The organism is Streptomyces polygonati (assembly GCF_042650325.1).
Taxonomy (GTDB): Bacteria; Actinomycetota; Actinomycetes; order Streptomycetales; family Streptomycetaceae; genus Actinacidiphila; species Actinacidiphila polygonati.
In genome coordinates this window covers 108,956-115,142 of sequence record NZ_JBHSBB010000002.1, presented here as the reverse complement: position 1 = coordinate 115,142, position 6,187 = coordinate 108,956, and the positions used below count along the sequence as shown (strand labels likewise).

Annotated in this window: 6 protein-coding genes and 1 tRNA gene; 4 read left to right on the top strand and 3 right to left on the bottom strand. The window is 71.2% G+C overall.

Going from position 1 to position 6,187, the window contains the following annotated elements:
* Positions 1 to 780: tyrosine-type recombinase/integrase (locus tag ACFO3J_RS01965; protein ID WP_386425353.1), on the top strand; the 780-nt coding region annotated here is incomplete at its 5' end.
* A 37-nt stretch (positions 781 to 817) separates the two neighbouring features.
* On the opposite strand, the gene ACFO3J_RS01960 is transcribed toward ACFO3J_RS01965, so the two are convergent.
* Together ACFO3J_RS01960 and ACFO3J_RS01955 are read right to left on the bottom strand one after the other, a co-directional pair.
* Positions 818 to 1,177: a hypothetical protein gene (locus tag ACFO3J_RS01960; RefSeq protein WP_386425351.1), complete on the bottom strand. Its 360-nt coding sequence runs from the start codon at positions 1,175 to 1,177 to the stop codon at positions 818 to 820.
* A gap of 111 nt (positions 1,178 to 1,288) precedes the next feature.
* A tRNA-Thr gene (locus ACFO3J_RS01955) sits at positions 1,289 to 1,362 on the bottom strand.
* 199 nt (positions 1,363 to 1,561) lie between these two features.
* Between ACFO3J_RS01955 and ACFO3J_RS01950 the strand changes: the two genes are divergently transcribed.
* The 3 genes from ACFO3J_RS01950 to ACFO3J_RS01940 all read left to right on the top strand — a co-directional run bounded on the left by ACFO3J_RS01950 (position 1,562) and on the right by ACFO3J_RS01940 (position 4,261).
* Complete coding sequence (locus tag ACFO3J_RS01950) at positions 1,562 to 2,680, top strand: ABC transporter ATP-binding protein (protein WP_386425348.1); 1,119 nt, start codon at positions 1,562 to 1,564, stop codon at positions 2,678 to 2,680.
* Positions 2,681 to 2,937: 257 nt separating this feature from the next.
* A complete protein-coding gene (locus tag ACFO3J_RS01945) occupies positions 2,938 to 3,342 on the top strand; it encodes a hypothetical protein (protein ID WP_386425346.1) in 405 nt (134 codons plus the stop codon).
* A 166-nt stretch (positions 3,343 to 3,508) separates the two neighbouring features.
* The gene (locus tag ACFO3J_RS01940; protein WP_386425343.1) at positions 3,509 to 4,261 is read left to right on the top strand and encodes a nucleotidyltransferase family protein; all 753 of its coding nucleotides are present in this window, start codon (positions 3,509 to 3,511) and stop codon (positions 4,259 to 4,261) included.
* A 114-nt stretch (positions 4,262 to 4,375) separates the two neighbouring features.
* On the opposite strand, the gene ACFO3J_RS01935 is transcribed toward ACFO3J_RS01940, so the two are convergent.
* Positions 4,376 to 6,052: a DoxX family membrane protein gene (locus ACFO3J_RS01935; RefSeq protein ID WP_449343635.1), complete on the bottom strand. Its 1,677-nt coding sequence runs from the start codon at positions 6,050 to 6,052 to the stop codon at positions 4,376 to 4,378.
* Positions 6,053 to 6,187 lie beyond the last annotated feature (135 nt).

Sequence of the window (6,187 nt, the reverse complement as noted above, 5' to 3'; positions counted from 1 at the left end):
GTCCTCAGCCGCGTCCTGGGCTTCGCGGTGAAGGCGCACCGAATCGCCTTCAACCCGGCCACCGGCGTCCCCCTGCCGAAGGTCACCCCGTCCGATCACGTCTACCTCGACGAAGTCCAGGTCGAAGCCCTCGCCGAAGCCGCAGGCGATTACGGCCTGTTCATCCGGCTACTCGCCTATACCGGCCTGCGCTGGGGCGAGGTGTCCGCCTTGAAAGTCGGCCGGGTGGACCTCGAGGCACGGCGGGCCTATATCGCCGAGGCGTACGCGGACGACGCCGGCAAGCTCTACCTGGACACGCCCAAGAACCACGAGCGACGCTCGGTCCCGCTCCCCCGGTTCCTGGTCGACGACCTCACGACCTGCGTCGCCGAACGCAATCCCGACGAGCTGCTGTTCACCGCCCCGCACGGCGGCCCGCTCCGCATCCGCAACTTCCGCCAGCGCTTCTTCGACCCGGCGGTCGGGGCGGCGGACCTCGGTCACCTCCATCTGACGCGGCACAAGCTGCGGCACACCGCCGCCTCCCTCGCCATCGCGAGCGGCGCGGACGTCAACGTCGTCCAGACCATGCTCGGCCACAAGTCCGCGACCCTCACCCTCGACGTCTACGGCCACCTCTTCCCGGACCGCCTGGATGAGGTCTCCAAGAAGATGCACAAACGCCGGGCCGTGATCCTCGCCAAGGCCCAGGCGAAGGCCGCCAAGGCGGCACGCAAAGCCGTCAGGGCCGCCGAGGAACTGGCGGCCCTGACAGAAAGAGATGCCGTGTCAGCCTGACGTAAGTCGGGCCCCGACCCACTGACGGACGCCGCCCTCACACCGGACGAGGGCGGCGTCCTTCGCGCGTCTCCTCCACAAGGGCCGCCACCGCGTCGGCAGATCGCCGCGCCGCGAGGTCCCGCACCGCCTGCGGGGCCTCGCGGTCGTCCGCGATGAAGATGCGCCCGTCGATCTCCCGGGTCACCGTCTTCCAGCCCAAGTGCCGGCCCGCCGCGCGGGCAGCCCGACGGATCTCGGCCAAGTCGCCGCCCAGCTCTTCGATATCGGCCTCCGCCAGCCTCACGTCGCCGTAGAAGCCCTCGTACTCCGGCGTCAGTGATTCGCGCATCAGGCTCTCGACCCTCGCCACGAGCTTGTCGTAGCGCCGCTTCGCCAACTCGTCCTCGCTGGCCATGCCAGCCTCCTCTCCCCACCGCGCGTACGCGATGTGTGCGGAATGTGTGCCGGACGCCTGATGTCCGACCATCATTACCGAGGAGACCGCCCCTGACCTGCGAAAACTGAGAGCCCCCTGTCGGATTCGAACCGACGACCTTCGCTTTACAAGAGCGGTGCTCTGGCCAGCTGAGCTAAGGAGGCGCAGGGGCAGTGTACCGGGCGTGGGTTGGGGGTGGGGGGAAAAGGGGGGTGAGGGCTGGTGACAAGGGAGCACCGGGGGGGTAGCGTCTCGGGGAGTCTGTTTCAAACGGACCAGACCGAACAAGAACGCACGAAGTTCGTTCTTCTCTTTACTCGGATCGTCCGGCACGTTCCTGCCGGTGAAGGGACAGCACCAGTCATGGCAACTGTTACGTTCGACAAGGCGACCAGGATCTACCCGGGCGGCGACAAGCCCGCGGTGGACGGGCTCGACATCGAGGTCGGGGACGGCGAGTTCCTGGTTCTGGTGGGGCCGTCGGGTTGTGGGAAGTCGACCTCGCTCCGCATGCTGGCGGGGCTGGAGGACGTGAACGCCGGGTCCATCCGGATCGGTGAGCGCGATGTGACGCACCTGCCGCCGAAGGACCGGGACATCGCGATGGTGTTCCAGAACTACGCGCTCTACCCGCACATGACGGTCGCGGACAACATGGGCTTCGCTCTGAAGATCGCCGGCGTCAACAAGGCCGAGATCCGCAAGCGGGTCGAGGAAGCCGCCAAGATCCTGGACCTCACCGACTACCTGGCGCGCAAGCCGAAGGCCCTGTCCGGTGGTCAGCGTCAGCGTGTCGCGATGGGGCGCGCGATCGTCCGTGAGCCGCAGGTCTTCCTGATGGACGAGCCGCTGTCGAACCTGGACGCCAAGCTGCGTGTACAGACGCGTACGCAGATCGCCAGCCTCCAGCGGCGCCTGGGCGTCACCACCGTCTACGTCACCCACGACCAGGTCGAGGCCATGACGATGGGCGACCGGGTGGCGGTGCTCAAGGACGGTCTGCTCCAGCAGGTGGACAGCCCGCGCAACATGTACGACAAGCCGACCAACCTCTTCGTCGCGGGCTTCATCGGCTCCCCGGCGATGAACCTGATCGAGGTGCCGATCACCGACGGCGGCGTCGAGTTCGGCAACACCGTCGTCAACGTGGCGCGCGACGCGATCAAGGCGGCCGCCGACAAGGGCGACCGTACGGTCTTCGTCGGTGTCCGCCCCGAGCACTTCGACATCGCCAGCGGCGAGGGTGAGGGCCTGTCCAAGGACGCGCCCGCCGGCCTGGCCATAACGGTCAACGTGGTCGAGGAACTCGGCGCCGACGGTTACGTCTACGGTTCCGCGGACGTCAACGGCGAGACCAAGGACGTCGTCATCCGTGTCGGTGGCCGCTCCATCCCGGAGAAGGGCTCCGTGCTGCACGTGGTGCCGCGGGCCGGCGAGACCCACGTCTTCGCCTCGTCCTCCGGCGAGCGCCTCAGCGACTGACCCGGTCACTCCACCGGACAGCAACGGGCCGGTCACGTCCTCGACAGGACGTGACCGGCCCGCCGTCGTACCGGTCGCGCCAAGTCGCACCGGACGCACCGGACGCATCAACCGACCGTTATACGTACGCCTATGGCGCCGTTCGAGTGGGCCGGGCCGCTGTGCGTCAACATCCGAACGGGCCCGTCGGCGATTTCACTCCCTCGGTAGGGTGACGGACTGTCGCCGAAACATCACCAGTCGCTACGATCCGAAGCGTGAACCAGGTAGCTCGCCGTCTCGGCAAGACATTCGCGCTCGTTCTTCCGGTCGTCCTCGTGCTGTCGGGGACGCTCGCCGTCACCCGCGTCCCGTGGGCGGTCTCCTCCTCGGAGGCACAGGTGCTCACCGCGTCGGCGAAGAAGGACGCCGCCACGCCCCAGGAGGCCCTGCGGCAGAAGCTGTTGGCCGAACTCCAGCAGAAGGACCCCGGGGTGGCCCTGACCGACCTCCAGGTCGCGATGGCCAAGCAGCCCTCCCTCGCCCGCTACTGCGCCTCCATCGCCCGCTCGCTGGGCCGGGCCGCCGTCGCCAAGTACGACGGCGCCACTCAGCGCGCCCAGGCGTGGTCGCGCCCGGTGTGCGACACCGCGTTCGCCACCGGGGTGTCCTCGGTCGGGTGAAGTCACCCTGGCGAGAGGGCTGCCGGTGGGACTGTCGGCCGGATCGCCGGCCGGACTGCCGAGCAGAACGCCGGCAGGAGACATCAGACGCTTCGGGCGTGCGAACCACCCCGGTGGACCACCACCACCGGTGGATCGCACGCCCCTGTCGTCTAGGGTGCGCTGCATGACGCGCGCCGAGCTCCGAGCCACCGCCCACAAGCCCACCGCCACGGTCACCCAGGCCGTACTCCTGGCCGGCGGGCAGGGGTCGCGGCTGCGGCCGTACACCGACGACCGGCCCAAGCCGATGGTCGAGATCCCCGGTACGGGCACGCCGATCATCGGCCACCAGCTCGCCTGGCTGGCCGCCGAGGGGGTCACCGACGCGGTGGTCTCCTGCGGGCATCTCGCCGAGGTGCTGCAGGAGTGGCTGGACGCGGCCGAACTGCCGCTGAACGTCGCCACGGTCGTCGAGCGCGAGCCGCTGGGGCGCGGTGGCGGGCTGAAGTACGCGGCGGCGTCACTGCCCCGCCCCGCCGAGCCCTGGTACGCGACCAACGGCGACATCTGGACGCGCTTCTCGCTGCGGGAGATGGCCGACTTCCATCGGGAGCGGGACGCCGTCGCGACGCTCGCGCTGGCCCGGCCGCGGATGCCGTGGGGCGCGGTGGAGACCAATGAGTTCGGGCAGGTGCTGGACTTCATCGAGTCCCCGCCGTCGCCGTATCTGATCAACGCCGGGGTGTACGTCTTCGCCCCCGCTTTCGCCGCTCTGCTGCCGGATCTCGGCGACCACGAGCGCACCACCTTCCCGCACTTGGCCCGCGAACGCCGGCTGGCCGGCTTCCCGATCCCTCAGGGCGCCTACTGGCGGGCGATCGACACGGCGAAGGACCTCAACGAGGCCGCGAAGGAACTGGACGCTCTCCGGGGCTGAGGCGCCCTTTCTCCTGCCCGGCGAAGCTCCCCCCGCACAAACGCGACCGCGACCCGCACCGGGGAAGGGCCGGTGCGGGCCGCGGTCGTCCTGCCGCGATGGTGCGCGGTGGTTCTAGGCCATGCCCCGCCCGCTGTGGGAGGCGGCGCCGCCCGGCTCCATGCCGAGCAGCAGGCCGGTCGGCGAGTGGCTGCCGAGCAGGCCGCCGATCGCCCCTTGGGTCGGCTTGGCGGTGGGCGGCGCAGGCGCCGGAGCCTCGGCGGTCGGCTGGGCCGGGGTCTGCGGGACCGACGAGCCGCCGCCCGAGGACGAGGAACCGGACTCCGAGCCGGACGACCCGGAACCGGACTCGGGGTTCGAGCCGGTGTGCGAGGGGGCGCTGCTCGCCGCGCCTCCGCCGGCGTCACCCGCCCCGCCCGTACCGCCGCCGGTCGCGTCGTGGTGGGTCGGCGCGGTGGTGGGCGCCTGGGTGGCCGGCTGCTGATGGCGCCCCTTCGCCTTCTGGGCGGCGGCGGTGGACTGGGACGGGCTCGGCGAGGGACCGCTGGTGGCGCCGGGCTCGCCGGACACCTCCGGCAGCGGGGCGCCGGGCAGGCTGTTGGTGGGTGTGACGCTCGGGCCCGGCGTCTCGTCGCGCACGGTGGTGGCGCGGACGGCCGCGCCCAGCACCGAGCCGATCAGCAGTGTCGACCCGGCGATCACCGCGGCCAGCACCGCGCCGCGCCGCAGCACCCGGCGGCGCAGGTCCCACAGCGAGGCCCGGGGGCCGAGCCGCCGCCAGGCGTCGCCCGCCAGGTGGGCGTCGATCGAGTAGACGGGGGCGCCGGCGATGATCAGCGGGCTCCACGCGGCCAGATAGATGAAGTCCGGGGCGTCGTAGACCGGGACGGTCCGCCAGCTCACCGTGACCAGCAGCGCGACCGACAGCGCCGCGCCGAACGCGCCGGCGACCCGCTGCCACAGGCCGCAGACGGTCAGCACGCCGACCACGACCTGGAGGAACGCGATGCTGAGTCCGGCGCCCACCGGATGGTTGAGCGCGGCGTCCCGCAGCGGCTCGGCGAGGGCCCAGGGGTGCAGCGAGGAGAGCCAGGTGACCATCGAGCCGCGCTTGCCGCCGTCGAAATAGACGCGGTCGGAGAGCTTGCCCATGCCGGCGTAGACGGAGATGAGGCCGAGGAAGACGCGCAGCGGCAGCAGCACGATGCCGAGATTGAGCCTGCGATCCGGATACCAGGCGTGCTTGGCGGAGTCGCGACGGTCCCGGGGCTTGCGGATCTCCGCGTCCTGATCGCCGTCACCGCCGGCCCAGCCGGTCGACGGGCCCCTGTCCGCCGGGTCGTACGCGCCCCTGGCCGGCCGCACGCCGCCGAGCGGCCCGGTCGACGAGGAGGCGGAACGCTGGCCCACGACGGTCGGCAGCACCGTCGTCTCCCCCACCCGGGGCAGGACCTGCGTAGCGGCGCCCGCGCCGGCCGGACCCGCGCCGCGGAGCGCCTGCATCAGCTCGCCCGCCAGCGTGTCGTCGGGGGCGGAGTTCCCGGACCAGACCAGGGGCGCGGGGCGCCGCCTCCCGGCGGCCGACCCGCCCGTCACCACGGGGATCTCCCTCGTGGCGTCCAGGCCGAGGGCACGCCCCGAAGTCGCCCCGAGCTGGACCCGGAAGCTCGCGTGATTGACGATGACCTGGGCGGGATCGCTCGGGACCCGTGCCATGGTCATCACACGCTCATCAAATCCCGGCGTGCCTCCCCCCGTGGGAGTGCGCGGTGTTCTGGTGTCCACACTCATCTAACCGAGTGACGCCCGATTAGGACACTGCCTGACGGTCCCCCGTCAGCGTCCCCCGCCGGGCAAGGGCCCGGACCAGCCCCGGACCCGCCCGGACCCGCCCCGCACACCTCCGCGCGCGCCCATATACGACGA

Coding starts and splice junctions, on each gene's coding strand:
- ACFO3J_RS01960 (WP_386425351.1), bottom strand. CDS start 1,177: ATGGCCAGCGAGGACGAGTTGGCGAAGCGGCGCTACGACAAGCTCGTG.
- ACFO3J_RS01950 (WP_386425348.1), top strand. CDS start 1,562: ATGGCAACTGTTACGTTCGACAAGGCGACCAGGATCTACCCGGGCGGC.
- ACFO3J_RS01940 (WP_386425343.1), top strand. CDS start 3,509: ATGACGCGCGCCGAGCTCCGAGCCACCGCCCACAAGCCCACCGCCACG.
- ACFO3J_RS01935 (WP_449343635.1), bottom strand. CDS start 6,052: ATGAGTGTGGACACCAGAACACCGCGCACTCCCACGGGGGGAGGCACG.